Consider the following 18,081-nt stretch of genomic DNA (forward strand, 5'->3'; position numbering starts at 1 on the left):
ACAGCAGCAACGGGGCACGATAGTTCGTCGCCTGTCGAAGTGTATCAGCCGACGGCGCCGACCTCGAACACCTCGCCGTCGTAGCCGGCCTCGCGCGGAATGCGGAGCTGTCGGCCGGTTTCGGTCTTGGTCATGACCGGCATCACCGTGACGACGGACATTCCGCGAGCGTGCTCCAACGCCGCGCTCACGCTCGGCTGCTTGGCGAGCCGGATCAGGTTGCGCGTGGTCGGAAACGGCAGCTTGAAGCGTCCGCTCTCGCCACCCTCTACCGCCTCGCGCGGCGACACCCAGATCGAATCCGTCGACTCCCGCCCGTCATGCGCTCCGAGCTGGTCGGGCGGCGCAGCGGCAAGGAAGAACCAGGTGTCGAAGCGCTTTGGCATACCCTCCGGCGTGATCCAGTGCGCGTAAGGCAATAGCGTGTCGAGCGCGAGCTGAAGGCCGTTGTCTGAGAGAATGCTGAGGAAACTGATCTTGTGCTCGTTGAGCGCCACGCGATGCGCATCCGCGATCTCGCCGGCGCGCTTGGCATCAACAGGCGTGCCCGAATCCTTCGCGCGCGCCAGCAGGATGCCGCTCTCCTCGAAAGTCTCGCGGATCGCGGCGATACGGAAACCGCGGTCCGCCTCGCTGAGGCCCTCGCCGCCCGAATACAGCTCGGCGCGGGCGACAATCTCCTGATCGCCGGCATCGACACTGCCGCCCGGAAACACCAGCGCGCCCGAGTTGAACTCGATCTGATGATGGCGGACCATCATGAAGACTTCGATGTCCTTCGCGCCATCGCGCAGCAGGAGAATCGTCGAGGCCGGGCGTGACGCTGATGTCTCGGGCATTCAGTTAACCTGCAGCGCTGGATTGCGGGCCGAGATTGGCGCGCTTGTCGACACGGGCGACGCGCGACAGCAGGTACTCGACCTCCGCCTTCGCCGCCGGGGTGATGGTCGCACCCGGCTTGCGCTGCGCGGCTCGAGGCGATGATGCCGCGCTTCTGGAGCACGTATTTGCGCACGGCAAGGCCCGCGCCCGGCTGCTGCTCGTAGCGGATCAGCGGCAGATGCGCGTCGAACAGATCGTGCGCGGCGTCGCGCTTGCCGGCCTTGGAGAGGTTCACGACGTCGATCAGCAACTCGGGGAAGGCGTAGCCGGTCATGGCACCGTCGGCACCGCGCTCCATCTCGAAATCGAGGAACATGCCGCCATTGCCGCAAAGGATCGACAGCGGACGGAGTGAGCCGTCCTTCTGGAAACCGCGCAGCGTCGAGATCTTTTCGAGCCCCGGCCAGTCCTCGTGCTTGAGCATCACGCAGTTCGCATTGTCCATGACGATCTTGCGGATCACGGCGGGGGTGAAGATCACCGACAGCGTCAGCGGATAATCCTGGAGCACCCAGGGCACATCGGGGCCGATGGCTTCGGCGGCCTGCTTGAAATAGCCGACAATCTGGTCGTCGGTACGCAGGCTGGGCGGCGGCGCGATCATCACGCCGGCCGCGCCGGCATCCATCGAAGCCCTGGCCAGCGCGCGCATGGTGGCAAAGCCCGGCGCGGAGACGCCGACGATCACCTGCATTTTCTTGGCGCGCTTGACGAAGCGCACCGCCACCTGCTCGGCCTCGGCCGCGTCGAGCTTCGGCGCCTCACCGAGAATGCCGAGCACCGTAACGCCGTCGCAGCCGACCTCCTCGTAGAAATCGGTCAGGCGGTCGATCGAGCGTTCATCGATCCGGCCGTCATCGTGGAACGGCGTCGGCGCGATTGCGAAGGTGCCCTTGGCGTCGGCGGTCAGTTTCATCGTCTACCTGTTTTCTCTCTCGTAGGGCTAAAACCGCCGCGCCCCCATCTTGATCTGCTCCTCGGAGAAGAAGATCTCCTTGGCATGCTCAACGACGTCCCGGGCGTCCCAGCCCGCGTGCGGCGGTTTCCAGCCTTCCATTTCCATCATCCGCATTTCGCGCACGCCGCGGGGCCCGGACACGCCCAGCACCTTGCCGGTCTGGTCGCCCGACAAATCGCTGACCATGTATAGCACGGCCGGCGCGATGCCGTCCGGCCCCAGCGCCGCCCCCGGGTTCTCCTTATAGCGGGGCAGGTCTGCGGTCATGCGGGTCAGGGCGCCCGGGGCCAGCGTCCAGATCCGAATGTTGTACTTCCGGCCCTCGATCGCCAGCACGTTGGACAGTCCCCAGATGCCGCCCTTGGCAGCGCCGTAGTTGGACTGGCCGAAATTGCCGATCAGCCCTGAGGTCGAGGAGGTGTTGACGATGACGCCGCCGCCGTTTTCCCGCATCCAGCGAAACACAGGCATGGTGCAACAAAAGGTACCCTTCAGATGGACCTTGATGACCTTGTCCCAGTCGGCCTCGGAGGCCTTGGCAAAGGTCTGGTCACGCAGGATACCGGCATTGTTGACCAGGATATCGGCGCGGCCAAAGTGCTTGATGGCGTCGTCGAACACCGACTGGCCGCCCTCCATGGTGGAGATGTCGGCGCCGTTGGCGACCGCCTGGCCGCCCTCGGCCTTGATCGCGTCCACGACCTGCTGCGCCATCGATTTGTCGGCGCCGGAGCCGTCGCGGGGGCCGCCGAGGTCGTTGACGACGACCGAGGCCCCTTCCCGCGCGAACAGTTTTGCGTAGGCCTCGCCGAGCCCGCCGCCCGCCCCGGTGATCAGCGCAACCTTGCCGTCGAGCAGTCCCATGGTGGCTTCTCCCTGTTTGTTTTTCTTCCTTCGCCTCTCCCCGCGTGCGGGGAAGGGCGAGCGAAACACCGGTGCCCGTCTAACCCAGCACCGTCTTGCCGTTCTTGATCACGGTGACGCCGCGCGACTTCACCTTGGCTTCGAACGAGATGACGTTGCCGTCCTTCCAGAGGTCCATGGTCACGGTCTCACCGGGATAGACCGGCGAGGAGAACCGCGCGACATGCTGGCGGAAGGCGGAGGCATCGTAGTCGGCATAGGTCTGAAGCACGCCGCGGCAGGTGATGCCGTAGGTGCACATGCCGTGCAGGATCGGACGCGGGAAGCCGGCCTTCTTGGCGAACTCGGGATCGGAGTGCAGCGGGTTGCGGTCACCGCAGAGGCGATAGACCAGCGCCTGGTCGGGACGCGTGACGATATCGATGGTCTTGTCGGGGCTGCGCGACGGGATCTTGTGCGGATCGGGCTGGGTCAGGTTCGGCCCGCCGAAGCCGCCGTCGCCGCGGGCGAAGCGCGAGGCCACCAGCGTTGCCAGCTTCTCGCCCTTCTCGTTCTTCAGCACGGTCTGGTGCGCGATGACGACGCCCTTGTCCTTGCCCTTGTCATAGACCTCGACGACGGAGGAGTCGGCGGTGATGTTGGCTGCCACCGGCAGCGGCTGGTGGAAGGTGATGTCGCGCTCGCCGTCGACCACCATGACGCGGTTGAGGTTCATCTCGCCGGGCCCCGAGCCCCAGGCCGCGACGGAGGCGAAGGTCGGCACCACCTTCAGCGGCCGCGGCGTCAGCGTGCCCTCGTTGACGAAGGCGAGCTCGTTCTCGTCCATGGGATCGGCACCGAGGCCGATACCATAGGCGTAGAGCATCACGTCGCGATCGGCGTAGGCGTATTTCTGGCCGATGTTCTTGAGGGCTTTGAGCTCTTCATATCTGGCGGACATTTTGTTGTTTCCTCCCGGCATTTCACCGGCGCTCATTGATGCGCCCTCTCCCCTTGCGGGAGAGGGCTACGAGATGCCGGCCACATACGCGTTTGGGTGAGGGGTTGCTTCCGCGTTGAAAATTCTCTCCGTGGAGCGATACCCCTCATCCGGCGCTTCGCGCCACCTTCCCCCGCAAGGGGGAAGGAAGAAAAGACTATGCCACCGTGAAGAACGGCAGCGGTGCGCCGTCGGTCGGCTTGAACACCACTTTCACCTTCTGGCCGATCTTCAGCTTCTCGAGATCGCAATCGACGAAGTTGGTCTGCACTGACGGACCTTCCTTCAGCGTGACGTAGCCGATCGCGTAAGGACCCGTCGGCGACTTCCGCATCAGGCTCCAGGTGTAGATCGTGCCCTCGCCGGAAGCCTCTTCCCACACCGTCTTGTCCGAATAGCAGAACGGGCAGATCGAGCGCGGGAAGTAATGCGCCTCGCCGCAGGCGGTGCAACGCTTGATCATGAACTTGCCCTGCTTCGCGGCGTCCCAGAACGCTGCAGTCTCCGGATTGGTCACCGGTGCAGGGTATTTCTTTGCTTCACTCATCACACGCGCTCCAGAATGGCCGTCGAAGCGGCGTGGCGAACGCCCAGAAGGCCGCCGGTGCCATGCGCGATGGCGAGATCGCAATTCGGAACCTGCACCTTCGGATGCGCCTCGCCGCGCAGCTGCCTGACGGCCTCGAGGATCTTGGTCATGCCACCGCGATTGACGGGGTGGTTGCTGCAGAGGCCGCCACCGTCGGTGTTGAACGGCAGCTTGCCGACGCCCGAGATCAGATTGCCGTCGGCGACGAACTTGCCGCCCTCGCCCTTCTTGCAGAAGCCGAGGTCCTCGAGCTGCATCAGCACCGTGATGGTGAAGCTGTCGTAGATCGAGGCGTATTTGATGTCCTTCGGCGTGATGCCGGCTTCCTCGAACGCGCGCGGGCCGGACCAGATGCCGGCGGAGTATGTGAGATCGAGATCCTTGCCGCCGCGCGGGCCCTTCATGGCTTCGCCATGGCCGATCAGCCGCACCAGCGGCTTCTTCAGGCTCTTCGCAATCTCGGGCGTGGTCACGATCAGCGCGCCGCCGCCGTCGGAGACGACGCAGCAATCCATGCGATGCAGGGGATCGGAGATCATCGGCGAGTTCAGCACGTCCTCGACGGTAACGACGTCCTTGAGCATCGCATGCGGATTGTACTGCGCGTGGTGCGAGGCCGCGACCTTGATCCAGGCGAGCTGCTCGCTGGTGGTGCCATAGTCGTGCATATGGCGCATGGCACACATGCCATAGGCATTGTGCGTGGTCGCGCCGTACGCGGTCTCGAAATCGGCTTCGGCGCCCTGCGCCCGCGGCGGCATCGCGCCGGTGCGCGGCTTGCCGGCGAGCGTGATCAGCGCGATCGAGCACTTGCCCGCCGCGATCGCCTCGGCGGCATGGCCGAGATGGATGATGTAGGAACAGCCGCCGGTCTCGGTGGAATCGACGTGGCGCAGCTTCTTGGTGTTCAGGCCGAGATAGTCGACCATCGGCCAGGCGCCGCCGGGCGCGTCGCCGGCGCAGAAATAGCCGTCGACATCGTCCTTGCTGATCCCGGCATCCTCGATCGCGCCCTTGGCGACCTCGGCGTGGAGCTGGGCGGTGGATTTGTCCGGCGCATGCCGGGTCGGGTGTTCGTAGATCCCGGCAATGTAGGCCTTGCCCTTGATGGTCAAAACTTCAGGTCTCCGCTCGCGTTTCTTCTTGGCTCTTTTTTCTGAACCGCGGTGGCCTGATTGGCAAGCGCGGAAATATTCCGTCGGGCGAGAGGGCTGCGGGCTGGCGCAAGGGGGGCGTTACTCTCGTGTCCCGAAGAGGTTGGAAGAATCCAAAAGGTGTTTTGCCCGACGGCACAAGCGATTTTCGCTTTATCGAAAGAACCCTTTTGCGAAAACAACCCCATGCACAGTAGAGCGGTGGTTGATTTCAAAGAGGAAATCGAAGGCGAGCAAGCCGACCGACATGGCGTCACCGCCCTCATCTGCTATAAAGATCGAATGGGCATCTTCACCGGAATGTATCGGCGCCTGCGCAGGCCGGAACCGCAACCCGAGCCAGCGCTCCGGCACGTTTCCTTCATCGAGCTGCACGTCGCCCACACCTGCAACCTGACCTGTGAGAGCTGCTCCCACTACTCCAACCACGCGCACAAGGGCATTCTGGACCTGGCGCTGGCGGAAAGCTGGATCCGCGCATGGAGCAAGCGCATCACCCTGGACGAGTTGAACCTACTCGGGGGCGAGCCGACCATGAACTCCCGCCTGTCCGAATTCGTCGTGCTCGCCCGGAAATATTGGCCGGCGACGCATATCCGCATCATCACCAACGGCTTTTTCCTGCATCGCCACCCCGCGCTTCCAGCGACGCTGGCCGCCGACGGCAACGCCAGCCTCTCCTTGTCGGTGCATCACGACGACCCGTCCTACCTCGTTAAACTGCGTCCCGCTCTGGACCTCGTGGCGGCGTGGCAGCGTGATCACGGCATCGCCGTCGAAATCAGGCAATCCGACGAGGGCTGGACACGCCGCTACCTCGGCTCCGGTGCCGAGATGCTGCCGTTCGAAGATGATCGCAGCAGACAGAGCTGGGAAATTTGCCCCGCCAGATACTGCAAGCAGCTGCATGACGGGCAACTCTGGAAATGTCCGCCGCTCGCCTATCTCAACCTGCAGACGGCAAAATACGATCTGTCGCCGAAATGGGATCCGTATTTGCAGTACAAGCCGCTCCCGCCGACATGTACCGACGCCGAGCTGGATGCGTTCCTGTGGCGAGAGGATGAGGCGGCCTGTGCAATGTGCTCCGCGGAGGTTCGGCGATTTTCGTTGCCAAATCCGCTGCGGAGCCGGGCATCAAGGGATGCGCCGGCTGCTTAGCTTGTCGGGTGAGCAGAGCGAAGCGTGCCCACCCCTTCTTGTACAAATCCCGATGAGGTGGGCACGGCGCTTTGCGCCTTTGCCCACCCTGCGAGACTGCCCTACTCCGCTGCAATCTGCCTTGGGGCCGGCGGCGGGTTCGCCAGATCCGCGGCGAGCTGGGCGTAGCGGGCCTTGGCGTCGGCGACCGCCTTCTCCTTCACCGGGCCGTAGCCGCGGATGCGGTCGGGCAGCGACAGCAATTCGACCGCCGTGTCGAGCGTGAGCGGCGACAGCAGGCCGATCACGGTGGCGACGTCCTTCTCGTAACCTACGATCAAATCGCGCTCGAGCTTGCGGTCGGCGTTGCGGCCGAAAACATCGAGCGCCGTGCCGCGCAGGAACTTGAATTTCGCCAGCACGCGGAACGCGGAAAGCATCCACGGGCCGAAGGCGCGTTTCTTCGGACGGCCGAGTGCGTCGAGACCGCCGCCGAGGATCGGCGGCGCCAGGTTGAAATTGAACGTGAAGTCGCCCTCGAACTGGTCGCGGAGCTGCTTTTCGAAAGCGCCGTCGGTGTAGAGCCGCGCGACTTCATACTCGTCCTTGTAAGCGAGCAGCTTGGCATAATTCACCGCGACCGCGCGCGGCAGCGCCTCGTCGTAACCGCCTTGCCTGGCGGCTTCGCGAACCTGATCGACCAGCTTGCGATAGCGTTTGGCGAGACGGCCGTTCTGGTAGGCGGTGAGATGCCCGGCGCGATGCTCGATCACCTCGTCGAGCGTCATCGCATCCAGCGTCTTCGGCGCGACGACTTCGTCCGTTCCCTTCAGCATCACCGCAAGACGCTGGGGCTCCGCAACCGCAAGGCGGCCGAGGCGGAAGGCTTCCTTGTTCATCTTGATCGAGACGCCGTTGACCTCGATCGCCTGCTCGATCGACTCTGCCGACAACGGCAGCAGGCCCTTCTGATAAGCATAGCCCATCATCATCATGTTGGTGGCGATGCTGTCGCCGAGCAGCTGCTCGGCCGGCTTGGTGAAGTCGAAGAAAACGGAGTCCTTGTGCAGCGCCGTTTCCAAAAGTCCGTTCAGCTTGCGGGTCTGGAAGTTGAAGTCGCGGTTGAGGACGAAGTCGGCGGTTGGAATGACGTGGCTGTTGATGATGCCGTGGGTGCGACTGGTGTCGCAGAGCGAGATGGTGTCCTTGGCGACCGCGACCACCTCATCGGCGGCGAGCACGACATCGGCCGTGCCGGTGACGATGCGCGAGCAGGTCACCTCCGCCGGATGATCCGACAGGCGGACGTGGCTGAGCACCGCGCCACCCTTTTGCGCGAGGCCTGACATGTCGAGGATCATCGAGGCCTTGCCCTCGATGTGCGCGGCCATGCCGAGCAGCGCGCCGATGGTGAGCACGCCGGTGCCGCCGACGCCACCGACCGCGATGTTGTAGGGCTTTTCAAGCGTCGGACGCGACGCCGGCTCCGGCAGATCGCCGATATCGCCAACGCCCGCCGGCGCACGCTTGCGCATCTTGCCGCCATCGACGGTAACGAAGGACGGACAAAAGCCTTTGACGCAGGAATAGTCCTTGTTGCAGGTCGACTGGTTGATGGCACGCTTGCGTCCCATCTCGGTCTCGAGCGGTTCGACCGAAATGCAGTTCGATTGCACCGAGCAGTCGCCGCAGCCTTCGCACACTGCGGGATTGATCAGCACACGGCGCGCCGGATCCTCCAGCGTGCCGCGCTTGCGGCGGCGGCGTTTTTCGGCGGCACAGGTCTGCACGAACACGATTGCGGACGCGCCCTTGACCTTGCGCAGCGTTTTCTGGACCGTGTCGAGGTCGTCGCGATGCGCGGTCTTGACGCCGGGCGCGATCTCGTTGGCCGGATAGGCCTCGGGATTTTCCGAGACCAGATAGATCTCGCGGATGCCTTCGCTGTGGAGCTGGAAGGTGATCTGCTGCGGCGACAATTCGCCGTCGACGTGCTGGCCGCCGGTCATCGCGGTCGCGTCGTTATAGAGGATCTTGTAGGTGATGTTGGCTCCGGAGGCGATCGCCTGCCGGATCGCAAGGCTGCCGGAGTGGAAATACGTGCCGTCGCCGAGATTGGCGAACACGTGCTCTTCCTTGGTAAAGGGGGCAACGCCGACCCACGGCACGCCCTCGCCGCCCATATGCGTGAACGTCTCGGTCGAGCGATCCATCCACAGCGCCATGAAGTGGCAGCCGATGCCGGCAAAGGCGCGGCTGCCTTCGGGCACCTTGGTCGAGGTGTTGTGCGGGCAGCCGGAGCAGAAATACGGGGTACGGGCGACGGGCGCGGTCGCCTGCATTTGCGAAGCCTGGCGGCCGTTGAACCAATCGGCCTTGACGCGGAGCATCTCCGCAATCTCGGGGTTGAGATTAAGTCGAAGCAGACGTTCGGTGAGTGAACTGGCCAGTGAGGCGACGCTGAGTTCTTCGGCAAAGGGAAGGAAGCGCTTGTCATGATCGTCCATCTTGCCGATGATGCGGGGACGGACATCGTCGCGCCAGTTGAACAGCTCCTGCTTCACTTGATTCTCGACGATCTCGCGGCGCTCTTCGATGATGAAGATTTCCTCGAGGCCTACGGCGAATTGCCTGACGCCTTCCGGCTCCAACGGCCAGGGCATGCCGATCTTGTAGAGGCGAAGTCCGATCTTGGCGGCGACCTCGGGTGTGATACCGAGCTCGCGCAGCGCCTGCCGGATATCCTCATAGCTCTTGCCGGACGCCATGATGCCGTAGCGGGCGTTCGGCGAATCCATCGTGATACGATTGACCTTGTTGGCGCGCGCGAAGGCGATCGCGGCAAAGCCCTTGTAGTCCTGGAGGCGGCGGTCCTGGGCAAAGCGGTCGTCGGGCCAACGCAGATTGAGGCCCCCTCGGGCATCTCGAAATCAGTGGGGATCACGAACGGCGTCATCTCGTCGGTGAGGTCGATCTCGGCGGTGGTCTCCACCGTCTCGGTGATCACCTTCATGCCGACCCAGCAGCCCGAGTAGCGCGACATCGCGATACCCAGAAGGCCCATCTCGATCATCTCGTGGACGCTCGACGGGTAGAGATAGGGCATCAGAGCCGACATGAAGGCGTGGTCGGACTGATGCGGGACGGTGGAGGATTTGGCGCCGTGATCGTCGCCGGCGAGACACAAGACGCCACCGTTCTTGGCGGAGCCGGCAGCGTTGCCGTGGCGAAACACGTCGCCGCAGCGGTCGACGCCGGGGCCCTTGCCGTACCAGATGCCGACCACGCCGTCATATTTGGCGCCGGGCGAGAGGTTGAGCTGCTGCGAGCCCCAGACGGCGGTGGCCGCGAGGTCCTCGTTCACGCCGGGCTGGAACTTGATGTTGTACTGTTCGAGATGCTTGCGGGCGGCGAACAGCTGCTGGTCGTAGCCGCCCAGCGGCGAGCCGCGGTAGCCGGAGATGAAGCCCGCCGTGTTCAGCCCGGCGGCACGGTCGCGGCGAATTTGGGCCATGGGCAGGCGGACCAACGCCTGAATGCCGGTCGTAAAGATATGGCCGGTGTCCTGGGTGTATTTCTGATCGAGACTGATCGGACCCTGGTTGATGCCCATTCTCGTCCTCTTCCGCCCTTTTGAGCGCTTGGCTGCTTAAGCCGTTGCCTGCCCGTTGTTTTTAGCTAGGGCGCGCCGACCATCCGCGCCACTCTATGTCGGATATTTAACGCTCCGCATCACAAATCTGGACCAAAGGGAGCGCCGGGTAAAAATCGCAATTTCGTGGCTACAAGGCATCGGCGATTTTCAATTTGTGTCACCATACCCCCGCCATCGCGCAACGACGTGACGCAGGTATCATGCGGGACGGGGTGATTGGTCGCAGGAGGCCTCTGGATGCGGACGATTCTGGCGGGACTGTTCTTGTGCAGTGCGGTTGCAAGCGTGGCCCTCGCTGCCGAGCCGTCGCCGGAACTGATCGCCTCCGGCAAGGCGCTGGTCGAGGCCGGCGACTGCGCGGGGTGCCACACCGCCGATCCGGCAAGACCGTTCGCAGGCGGCAAGCGCATCGACACGCCCTTCGGTGCGATCTACGCGCCGAACCTGACGCCCGATCGCGAGACCGGGATCGGCGCCTGGGCGGATGCCGATTTCACGCGCGCGTTGCGCACCGGCATCGCGCCGGACGGTTCGAACTATTACCCGGCGTTCCCCTACCCCTACTTCACGAAGATGACCAAGGACGACACGCTGGCGATCCGGGCCTATCTCGGCACGCTGCCGCCCGTCGCGAGCCGGAACAAACCGCCGGAGCTGCGCTGGCCGTTCGGCTATCGCGGCCTGATGCGGGTCTGGAACGCCATGTTCTTCAAGCCCGGCCTGTTCGAGCCGGATCAGAGCCAGAGCGCGGCGTGGAACAGAGGCGGCTATCTCGTCACCGGGCTCGGCCATTGCGGCGCCTGCCACACGCCGAAGAACTGGTTTGGCGCAGACAAGACCACGCAGGCGCTCGCCGGCAGCGAGATCGGCGGCTGGTATGCGCCAAGGCTCGATGGTGCAGCACGCACCGGGCTGAAATCGTGGAGCGCGCAGGACATCGTCGAATATCTGCAGAGCGGGCGCAACGCCAGGAGCCATGCCGGCGGGCTAATGGCGGAGGTGGTCGTCAATTCCACGTCGAAGATGAGCGATGCCGATGTCCGCGCGATCGCGCTCTATTTGAAGAGCCTGCCGCCGGCGCGGCGCGAGACGATCGTGACGCCGCCCGGCGAGGCCGAGATGAAGGCCGGCCAGGCCGTCTACGCAAAACTCTGCATCGCCTGTCATGAAGCCGACGGCACGGGCAGCCCTCGGATCTATCCGCCGCTGCCGGGCAATGCGCTGCTGCAATCGATCAATCCGTCCTCCACCTTGCGCATCATCCTCGACGGCGCCCACACCGTGACGACGCCGCGCGCGCCGAATACTGGCGAGATGCCAAGCTATGCCAAACAATTGTCCGACGAAGATATCGCGGCGGTCACCAATTACATCCGCAATTCCTGGGGCAATGCGGGCCTGATGGTGACGCCGGCGCAAGTGGCGAAGGCGCGGAAGGAATAGTGGATCTCCATTGTCTCCTCCTCGTCATTGCGAGCGCAGCGAAGCAATCCAGAGTCCCTCAGCGGAAAGAGTCTGGATTGCTTCGCTGCGCTCGCAATGACGGCGCGGATGGAGCTACTTCTCCTCATCCCCCGTGAAGACGAATTTCGGCATCTCCCATTTGTAGCGCACCGCCAGCAGGCGGAAGCTGATGCCGAGGACGAACGTCAAGATGGTCCAGAGCTCGGCATTGAGATTGAAGCCGAAGGCGGTGGCATAGAACAGGCCGGTGGCCGCCGAAACAGTGGCGTAGAGCTCCGAGCGAAACAGCAGCGGCACGTCGTTGCAGAGCACGTCGCGCAGCACGCCGCCGGCGCAGCCCGTGACCATGCCGGAGACGATGACGATCGGCAGCGTGGCATCCATCTGCCAGGCGATGTCGCAGCCGGCCATGGTGAAGACGACGAGGCCGATCGCATCGAGCACGATGAAGGCGAGCCTGAGCCGGTGCACGAGGCGCGCGGTCAGAATGGTGAGGAAGGCCGCGCCGCCGGCGAGCGCCAGATAGATCGGGCTCTGCACCCAGGCCAGCGGGTAGTGCCCGAGGAAGAGATCGCGCAGCGTGCCGCCCCCGAGCGCAGTGATGCAGCCGAGGAAGCAGACCCCCAACCAGTCCATGCTGCGCCTGCCCGCCGCGAGCGCAGCAGTCATGCCTTGCGCAGCGACGGCAACCAGGGACAGGAAATGCAGCACGCTATCGCTCGGCGGCAGGCTCCACATTCCCTTGTTCCCTTCGCTAACGGTGGAACCTAACAGGTTCCCGATTCCCTGCGGGGGGCAACATGCGACGAAAGCACAGGGAGGACGGAACGGAATCTCGCATCTAGGGGTTGTCCCCGCGCAATAAACGAGGAGATCCAAAGATGGCTGACGAGCGTTTTCCGAACGATCCGTATCGCCCGAACCTCGCCGAGGATGAGTATGCTCGCGCGGCGCGCCGGGATGCCGAACTTCAGGCCGATCCCGAACTTGCCGAAGGCCCCGCTTCCAGCGGCAGGATTGCCGTGTTTGCCGTTGCGGTCGCCTTGGTGCTGGGCGCCGTGTTCTATGGTTTGAACAACAGCAGCACGAGCAACCAGGCGAGCAACGCGCCGACTACACAGACCGCCCAGCAGACCGCGCCCGCCAACCCGGCCACGCCTCCGGGCATGCGTGACGTGACGCCGCGCAACAACACCGAGCCCGGCATGACCACGGGCGCTGCGCCGAGCAAGCCGTCGGCTCCGGCTCCGGTCGCGCCGACCGAGGGCGCGAAGTAGAAGTACAATTCGTGATAACGCGTGAGCGCGGCGGGACCCGAAAGGTCCCGCCGCTTTTCGTTAATGGAACATCTTGTTGAGTTCGCCGCCGGGATAGCCGCCGGCAAGCTCGGTGAACGTCCCCTTCTCCGCCATCTCCTTGGCGGCGCGCATGAAGCCGCCCCAGGCGGCACGTGCGAGCGAGCCGCCGACGCTGATGCGGCGCACACCGAGATCTTCGGCCTCCCGCAACGACAGGCCGGATGCACCGATCAGCAGGTTGAACGGCTTCGGGTGCACCGCCTTCACCACCGCGGCGATATCCTCGCGGCTCTTCAGGCCCGGCGCGTAGAGGCAGTCCGCGCCGGCTTCGGCGTAAGCGGTCAGCCGGTCGATGACGAACTTGAGATCGGTGACGCCCCACAAATAGGCCTCGCAGCGGCCGACCAGCATGGCATTGCTGTCGCCGATCGCCTTGCGCGAAGCCTTGATGCGCTCGACCGCGAGCGCGCGCTCGTAGATCGGCTTGTCCTTGTCGCCGGTGGAATCCTCGATCGACAGGCCCGCAACGCCGGTGCGCACGCAGCGTTCGACATGATCAGCGACCTTGTCCGGCTCGACCGCGAAGCCGCCCTCGAAATCCGCATTCACGGGGATGTCGACGGCCGAGCACAATGCTGCCAGATGCTGACAGACATCCTCGACGGTGACATGGTTGTCGGCCTTGCCGATGGTCCAGGCAAAGCCCGCGCTGGAGGAGGCCAGCGCCTTGAAGCCGAGATGCTGCAACGCCCTGGCGCTGCCGACATCGACCGGATTGGGCAGGATGAAGCAGCCGCTCTCGTGCATCTTCCTGAACGCCTCGCGCTTGTCAGCGGTTGTCACGTGCATGTTTCTCTCCCTGGATAATAGCCGCGCAGACATAGGCTCGCGTGGATGCAAACGCTAGTGCGCGTCGTGAACCGCGCGGCTGTCCTTCGGGGCCTGCGCGCGATCGGTCATGCTGTAGTCTCTGACGACGCTGGCGATGCGCAGATGATAATCGGAAAAGATCTGCGCCCTGCCCTTGGCCTGAGTGCGCCGGTGCTCCATCGTGTTGCGCCAGGCCTGCACGGCGGCCTCGTCCCGCCAGAACGACACCGACAGGATCTTTCCCTTGTCGGTCAGGCTCTCGAAGCGCTCGACCGAGATGAAGCCGTCGATGGTCTGCAGGATCGGCTTCAGATCGGCTGCGAGATCGAAATAGTCCTGGCGATGTTCCGGTTTGGGCCAGACTTCGAAAATCACGGCGATCATGGGCGTCTCCTTGCGTTGGTGGCCTACAATACCACCTTGCGCAGGAAGGTGCGCTCTTCGGCGAGGATGAATTTGTGCTCCTCGGCGAAATGGAAGTTGGCCATGCCCTCGGTATCCTGCCGCAGCCGCGCGCGATAAGATTCGTAGGCGGCCAGACTCTCGAAGGTGATCAGTCCGAAGGCGATGTTGTTGGTGCCCTCATGCGGCATGAAATAGCCGATCAGGTCGCCGCCGCATTTCGGAATGATGGTGAGCCAGCGCTTCGAATATTCCTCGAACTGCGCGCGCTTGAAGGGATCGAGCTGGTAGCGGATGAAGACGGTGACGGACATGGCGGTCTCCTGATTGGTCGTTGCAACGGGCAAAGCGACACCGTCGCCGCTGAAGCAGTCTGGATTGCTTCGCTTCGCTCGCAATGACGAGTTTGTGGCAACACGCTACGCCCTTGCCCGACGACAATGCTTCGGCTACCATCGAAGCATGAAATCGGGACCTGACATCGCCATGGTCGCCGCGCTGGTCGGCGATCCCGCACGCGCCAACATGCTCACAGCGCTGATGAACGGCCGCGCGCTCACCGCGAGCGAGCTGGCGCAGGAAGCCGGCATCACGCCGCAGACGGCGAGCTCGCACCTGGCGAAGCTCGAGGCCGGCGGACTGATCGAACCGGAGAAACAGGGCCGCCACCGCTACTACCGCCTCACCGACGACGATGTCGCCGGCGTGCTCGAGGACTTGCGGGGCTTGCGGCGCGCACGGGCCACATGCGCGTCCGTACCGGGCCGAAGGATCCTGCGCTGCGCCGCGCGCGGATCTGCTACGACCATCTTGCCGGTGATCTCGGCGTGCAGATGCTGGACTCCTTGCGCACGCGAAACCTGATCAGGCAGAAGAAGCAGGACATCGAGCTGACGCCCGAAGGCGAACGCTTCCTGGCCAAACATCTGCAGATCTCGCCCGACATGCTGACCCATCCGCGCCGCCCGGTGTGCAAGGCCTGCCTCGACTGGAGCGAGCGCCGCCGCCATCTCGCCGGCACGCTCGGCGCCGCCATGATGCATCGCTTCGCCGAATTGAAATGGGCCGCGCGCGATGCCACGCCCGGCAGCCGCGTGGTGAATTTCACCCGCACCGGCGAAAAGCAGTTTGCGGCGCTGTTCGGGAATGATGGCGGCTAGCCCTCGCAACTCTTGAACCATTCGCCCGGCCGGGCGACCAATCGGGGCGAGGTTTCGAGAGCCCCATGTACCGCCTGCTACGCCTGCTTCCTGCCCTGCTCATTGCGGGGTACATCCTGCCGGTCCACGCGGATATCGTCCCCAAATTCGTCGACTATCCGGCCAAAGTCTTCACCGGAAAACCGGCCAGGCCGCGCCTGCACAACCAATACCTGCGCGACGTCCGCGAACAGTTTGATCACGCCATCAGTGACGACAAGGTCAGCGCGGCCGGCCACTATTACGTCGTCAAGCTGCCCTGCGGTTCGGCCTGCGTCGCCCCCGTGCTGCTGGATGCCCGCACCGGCCGCATCACCGAGCTGTTCACGGTGTCCGGCTGGCGGGAGGTCGGCGACGATTTCGACGCCGTAGTCAGCCGTGCCAGCAGCCGTCTCATCGTCTTCCGCGGCGCGCGCAACGAGACCGGTGCTATCGGCAATCACTACTACCTGCTCGGCGAAGGCGGCCGCTTGAAGCATCTGTACACGATGAATACCGACGGCAATTTCGAGACCTCGCCGAAGATCGAATGAGGCATCCAGACGCTACCTCCAGCCGCCACCGGCACAACGATGCGCTAGCTGCGTTCATGCCGCATTCAGGTCATGATTGGCAGGTTTGGATCGCGACGTGTCGGCATGTTGCAAAATTTAACATGTCGAATCGTGTCTTTTGATTCATTGTGCGCCGCAAGCGCCGCTCCTCGAGAATCTGCCCCCAAGGACGAGAAGGAAGATCAGAATGAAGTATATGTTCGCCGCCGTAATGCTCGCCAGTGCGGTCGTCGGTTTCAGCGAGGCGGCCAGCGCCGCCGGCGGCTGCGGCCCCGGCTGGTATCGCGGCCCGTATGGCGGCTGCCAGCCGATGGCCCGGCGTGCGCCGGTCGTCGTCGTGGCGCCCCGCCCCGCGCCGGTCGTGGTGGTGCGTCCGCGCGTGTGCCCCTATGGTTTCCGCTGGTACGCCGGTCGCTGCCGTCCGTTCTGATCTGATCTTCTTGCATTGCAGAATGGCCGCGCGGCGAGAGCTGCGCGGCCATTTCTTTTTGAGCGCCTGACGCCCGTCCGAGAATCAAAACGGGGACCGCAATTGCGATCCCCGCTCAGAGCATGGCTTGTGTGGAGCTTACCAGTGGCGGCGATGCCAACGGCGACGGCGCCAGCCCCAGTGGCGGTGACGCCAGTGGCGGTGATGGCCGTGCCAGTGCACCTGTTCAGGCTTGAGATGGGCTGCCTCCTCTCCGGTGGTGACGGCGGGATGCGCGTCCGGATTGCCTTGTGGCCCACCGACATCACCGAGCGGCCGCGGCGACAGCGGCGCGGCCTGTGCGGCGGTGGTGAACGCGGCGGCTCCCGCCGCGACACCGAATGCGAGTTTCAGAAAATTGCGGCGTTCCATGACATGTCCTCTCGGCTATCGCTCAGGTGATGCGAAACGAAGTGTCGCTGTGGCGACATGAACTGCCGCTGAATCCCGCGTTCAGGTTCATTGCAAAGCCGACAGGAAGCTACGTTCCAAACGCCTGCGCCAGCACCAGCGTATCGCGCGTGCGCGTCACATCGGGCCAGTCGCGGTTGAAATCGGCAACGAGCTGCTTCAGCGCATCGCCGTTCAGCATCGCAGCCAGCCTGGCCTCATCGTCGAACTGATACATGGCCTGGTGCAGCGAGGGATCGTCCAGGCTCCAGAATCGCCAGGCTTTGCTGACGCCGAACGCCTTCACCGCGTCGGGCACATGTTCAGTCTCGTACCATTTGTCGAAGGCGGCGCGCTTCGAGGGATCGGTGACGGTGGCGCGGACGACGAAGTAGGCGGCGGGCATTTTTGATTTCCTCCTGCTGTTTGCCCACAGCATAGACGGTACCCGCGCCGGCGACAAAAAGAGTTGGCAGCCCTGTCGGAACGCGCGCCCTTCGCCCGTCCTTGCTTTGAACAGCACAAGTTCGAACAGCAGATGGAGACACCGCATGGCCGACCTCACGCTGACCACCTTCGACTGGGTTCCCTCAGCCCCGCGCGGCTTCGTGCGCGACCTTCGCGTGCGCTGGGCGCTGGAAGAAGCAGCCTTGCCCTATCGCGTCGCCAGAGTGTCGGGCGACAAGGGCCCCGAACATCTCGCCCACCAGCCGTTCGGCCAGGTGCCGTGGCTGACCGACGGCGACCTCTCGATCTTCGAGACCGGCGCGATCCTGCTGCATCTGGGAAGACTCAGCGCAAAGCTGATGCCGTCAGATCCGCGCGGCCAGAGCGAGGCGACGGAATGGGTGTTCGCCGCACTCAATTCAGTCGAGATGGCGAGCCTGCCCTGGGGCATGTCGCAGTTCATGGGCCATCCGACCGACACCGCAGCGTGGAAATTCGTCGACGACTTTCTCAAGCTTCGCCTCAAGCATCTCGAGCCGGTGCTGGCTGGGCGCGAATGGCTGGCGGGATCTTTCTCGGTCGCGGACATCCTGATGTCGGACGTGCTGCGCGTCGTCGACGGTTTCGACGGGCTGGCGGATCATCCCGCCTGCCGCGCGTACGTCGCGCGCGCAACGGGCCGCCCGGCCTTCGCCAAGGCCCACGCGGACCAGATGGCGCATTTCGCCGCGGCGGATGCGGCGCGCGAAGCGTGACGAACCGCACAG

The 18,081-nt window shown here is 64.2% G+C and carries 17 protein-coding genes and 3 pseudogenes; 7 read left to right on the forward strand and 13 right to left on the reverse strand.

The features are described 5' to 3' along the window. Nucleotides 1-44 precede the first annotated feature (44 nt). From ACQ86E_RS00320 to ACQ86E_RS00345, 6 genes and pseudogenes are all read right to left on the reverse strand, one after another. Nucleotides 45-839 (reverse strand): NUDIX hydrolase, encoded by a 795-nt coding sequence (locus ACQ86E_RS00320; protein WP_431203736.1) that lies wholly within the window; start codon nucleotides 837-839, stop codon nucleotides 45-47. Between the two features lie 4 nt (nucleotides 840-843). Beyond that, a pseudogene (locus ACQ86E_RS00325) lies at nucleotides 844-1,798 on the reverse strand (dihydrodipicolinate synthase family protein). Between the two features lie 27 nt (nucleotides 1,799-1,825). After that, the gene (locus ACQ86E_RS00330; protein ID WP_431203737.1) at nucleotides 1,826-2,704 is read right to left on the reverse strand and encodes an SDR family oxidoreductase; all 879 of its coding nucleotides are present in this window, start codon (nucleotides 2,702-2,704) and stop codon (nucleotides 1,826-1,828) included. 79 nt (nucleotides 2,705-2,783) lie between these two features. After that, complete coding sequence (locus ACQ86E_RS00335; protein ID WP_431203738.1) at nucleotides 2,784-3,644, reverse strand: MaoC/PaaZ C-terminal domain-containing protein; 861 nt, start codon at nucleotides 3,642-3,644, stop codon at nucleotides 2,784-2,786. Between the two features lie 196 nt (nucleotides 3,645-3,840). After that, entirely contained in the window at nucleotides 3,841-4,230 is a 390-nt protein-coding gene (locus tag ACQ86E_RS00340) for a Zn-ribbon domain-containing OB-fold protein (RefSeq protein ID WP_015685453.1), read from the reverse strand. Further along, nucleotides 4,230-5,387, reverse strand: a complete 1,158-nt coding sequence (locus ACQ86E_RS00345) for a thiolase domain-containing protein (protein ID WP_431203739.1) — start codon at nucleotides 5,385-5,387, stop codon at nucleotides 4,230-4,232. The genes ACQ86E_RS00340 and ACQ86E_RS00345 overlap by 1 nt, the downstream gene beginning before the upstream one ends. Before the next feature lie 240 nt (nucleotides 5,388-5,627). Between ACQ86E_RS00345 and ACQ86E_RS00350 the strand changes: the two genes are divergently transcribed. Then, nucleotides 5,628-6,587 (forward strand): radical SAM protein, encoded by a 960-nt coding sequence (locus ACQ86E_RS00350; RefSeq protein ID WP_431203740.1) that lies wholly within the window; start codon nucleotides 5,628-5,630, stop codon nucleotides 6,585-6,587. A 101-nt stretch (nucleotides 6,588-6,688) separates the two neighbouring features. Here ACQ86E_RS00350 and ACQ86E_RS00355 read toward each other — a convergent pair. Next, nucleotides 6,689-10,179, reverse strand: a pseudogene (locus ACQ86E_RS00355) (indolepyruvate ferredoxin oxidoreductase family protein). Between the two features lie 279 nt (nucleotides 10,180-10,458). Here ACQ86E_RS00355 and ACQ86E_RS00360 point away from each other — a divergent pair. After that, nucleotides 10,459-11,664, forward strand: a complete 1,206-nt coding sequence (locus ACQ86E_RS00360) for a c-type cytochrome (RefSeq protein ID WP_431203741.1) — start codon at nucleotides 10,459-10,461, stop codon at nucleotides 11,662-11,664. Nucleotides 11,665-11,778: 114 nt separating this feature from the next. On the opposite strand, the gene ACQ86E_RS00365 is transcribed toward ACQ86E_RS00360, so the two are convergent. Beyond that, nucleotides 11,779-12,423, reverse strand: a complete 645-nt coding sequence (locus tag ACQ86E_RS00365; protein WP_431203742.1) for a trimeric intracellular cation channel family protein — start codon at nucleotides 12,421-12,423, stop codon at nucleotides 11,779-11,781. Between the two features lie 143 nt (nucleotides 12,424-12,566). Between ACQ86E_RS00365 and ACQ86E_RS00370 the strand changes: the two genes are divergently transcribed. Next, nucleotides 12,567-12,962: a hypothetical protein gene (locus ACQ86E_RS00370; protein WP_431203743.1), complete on the forward strand. Its 396-nt coding sequence runs from the start codon at nucleotides 12,567-12,569 to the stop codon at nucleotides 12,960-12,962. Between the two features lie 60 nt (nucleotides 12,963-13,022). On the opposite strand, the gene ACQ86E_RS00375 is transcribed toward ACQ86E_RS00370, so the two are convergent. The 3 genes from ACQ86E_RS00375 to ACQ86E_RS00385 are packed head-to-tail and all read right to left on the reverse strand — an operon-like array spanning nucleotide 13,023 to nucleotide 14,569. After that, nucleotides 13,023-13,832, reverse strand: coding sequence for an isocitrate lyase/PEP mutase family protein (locus tag ACQ86E_RS00375; RefSeq protein ID WP_431203744.1), 810 nt, complete (start codon nucleotides 13,830-13,832; stop codon nucleotides 13,023-13,025). Nucleotides 13,833-13,886: 54 nt separating this feature from the next. Beyond that, nucleotides 13,887-14,237, reverse strand: coding sequence for an antibiotic biosynthesis monooxygenase family protein (locus tag ACQ86E_RS00380; protein WP_431203745.1), 351 nt, complete (start codon nucleotides 14,235-14,237; stop codon nucleotides 13,887-13,889). 23 nt (nucleotides 14,238-14,260) lie between these two features. Next, the gene (locus ACQ86E_RS00385; protein ID WP_375314113.1) at nucleotides 14,261-14,569 is read right to left on the reverse strand and encodes an NIPSNAP family protein; all 309 of its coding nucleotides are present in this window, start codon (nucleotides 14,567-14,569) and stop codon (nucleotides 14,261-14,263) included. 148 nt (nucleotides 14,570-14,717) lie between these two features. Between ACQ86E_RS00385 and ACQ86E_RS00390 the strand changes: the two are divergent. The 3 genes and pseudogenes from ACQ86E_RS00390 (at nucleotide 14,718) to ACQ86E_RS00400 (ending at nucleotide 16,438) form a co-directional block, all read left to right on the forward strand. Continuing rightward, nucleotides 14,718-15,415, forward strand: a pseudogene (locus tag ACQ86E_RS00390) (metalloregulator ArsR/SmtB family transcription factor). A gap of 65 nt (nucleotides 15,416-15,480) precedes the next feature. Next, nucleotides 15,481-15,987: a hypothetical protein gene (locus ACQ86E_RS00395; RefSeq protein WP_431203746.1), complete on the forward strand. Its 507-nt coding sequence runs from the start codon at nucleotides 15,481-15,483 to the stop codon at nucleotides 15,985-15,987. A 208-nt stretch (nucleotides 15,988-16,195) separates the two neighbouring features. Continuing rightward, the gene (locus ACQ86E_RS00400) at nucleotides 16,196-16,438 is read left to right on the forward strand and encodes a GCG_CRPN prefix-to-repeats domain-containing protein (RefSeq protein WP_015685441.1); all 243 of its coding nucleotides are present in this window, start codon (nucleotides 16,196-16,198) and stop codon (nucleotides 16,436-16,438) included. Between the two features lie 138 nt (nucleotides 16,439-16,576). Here the strand turns inward: ACQ86E_RS00400 and ACQ86E_RS00405 are convergent, their stop codons facing one another. Both ACQ86E_RS00405 and ACQ86E_RS00410 read right to left on the reverse strand, forming a co-directional pair. Next, the gene (locus ACQ86E_RS00405) at nucleotides 16,577-16,849 is read right to left on the reverse strand and encodes a twin-arginine translocation signal domain-containing protein (RefSeq protein ID WP_431203747.1); all 273 of its coding nucleotides are present in this window, start codon (nucleotides 16,847-16,849) and stop codon (nucleotides 16,577-16,579) included. Between the two features lie 109 nt (nucleotides 16,850-16,958). Continuing rightward, nucleotides 16,959-17,273, reverse strand: coding sequence for a hypothetical protein (locus tag ACQ86E_RS00410; protein WP_431203748.1), 315 nt, complete (start codon nucleotides 17,271-17,273; stop codon nucleotides 16,959-16,961). 145 nt (nucleotides 17,274-17,418) lie between these two features. Here ACQ86E_RS00410 and ACQ86E_RS00415 point away from each other — a divergent pair, with 145 nt between their 5' ends. After that, on the forward strand, nucleotides 17,419-18,069 hold the full coding sequence (locus tag ACQ86E_RS00415; RefSeq protein WP_431203749.1) for a glutathione S-transferase family protein: 651 nt from the start codon (nucleotides 17,419-17,421) through the stop codon (nucleotides 18,067-18,069). Nucleotides 18,070-18,081: the final 12 nt, after the last annotated feature.

This window comes from Bradyrhizobium betae, from assembly GCF_050632175.1.
Lineage (GTDB): Bacteria > Pseudomonadota > Alphaproteobacteria > Rhizobiales > Xanthobacteraceae > Bradyrhizobium > Bradyrhizobium betae_B.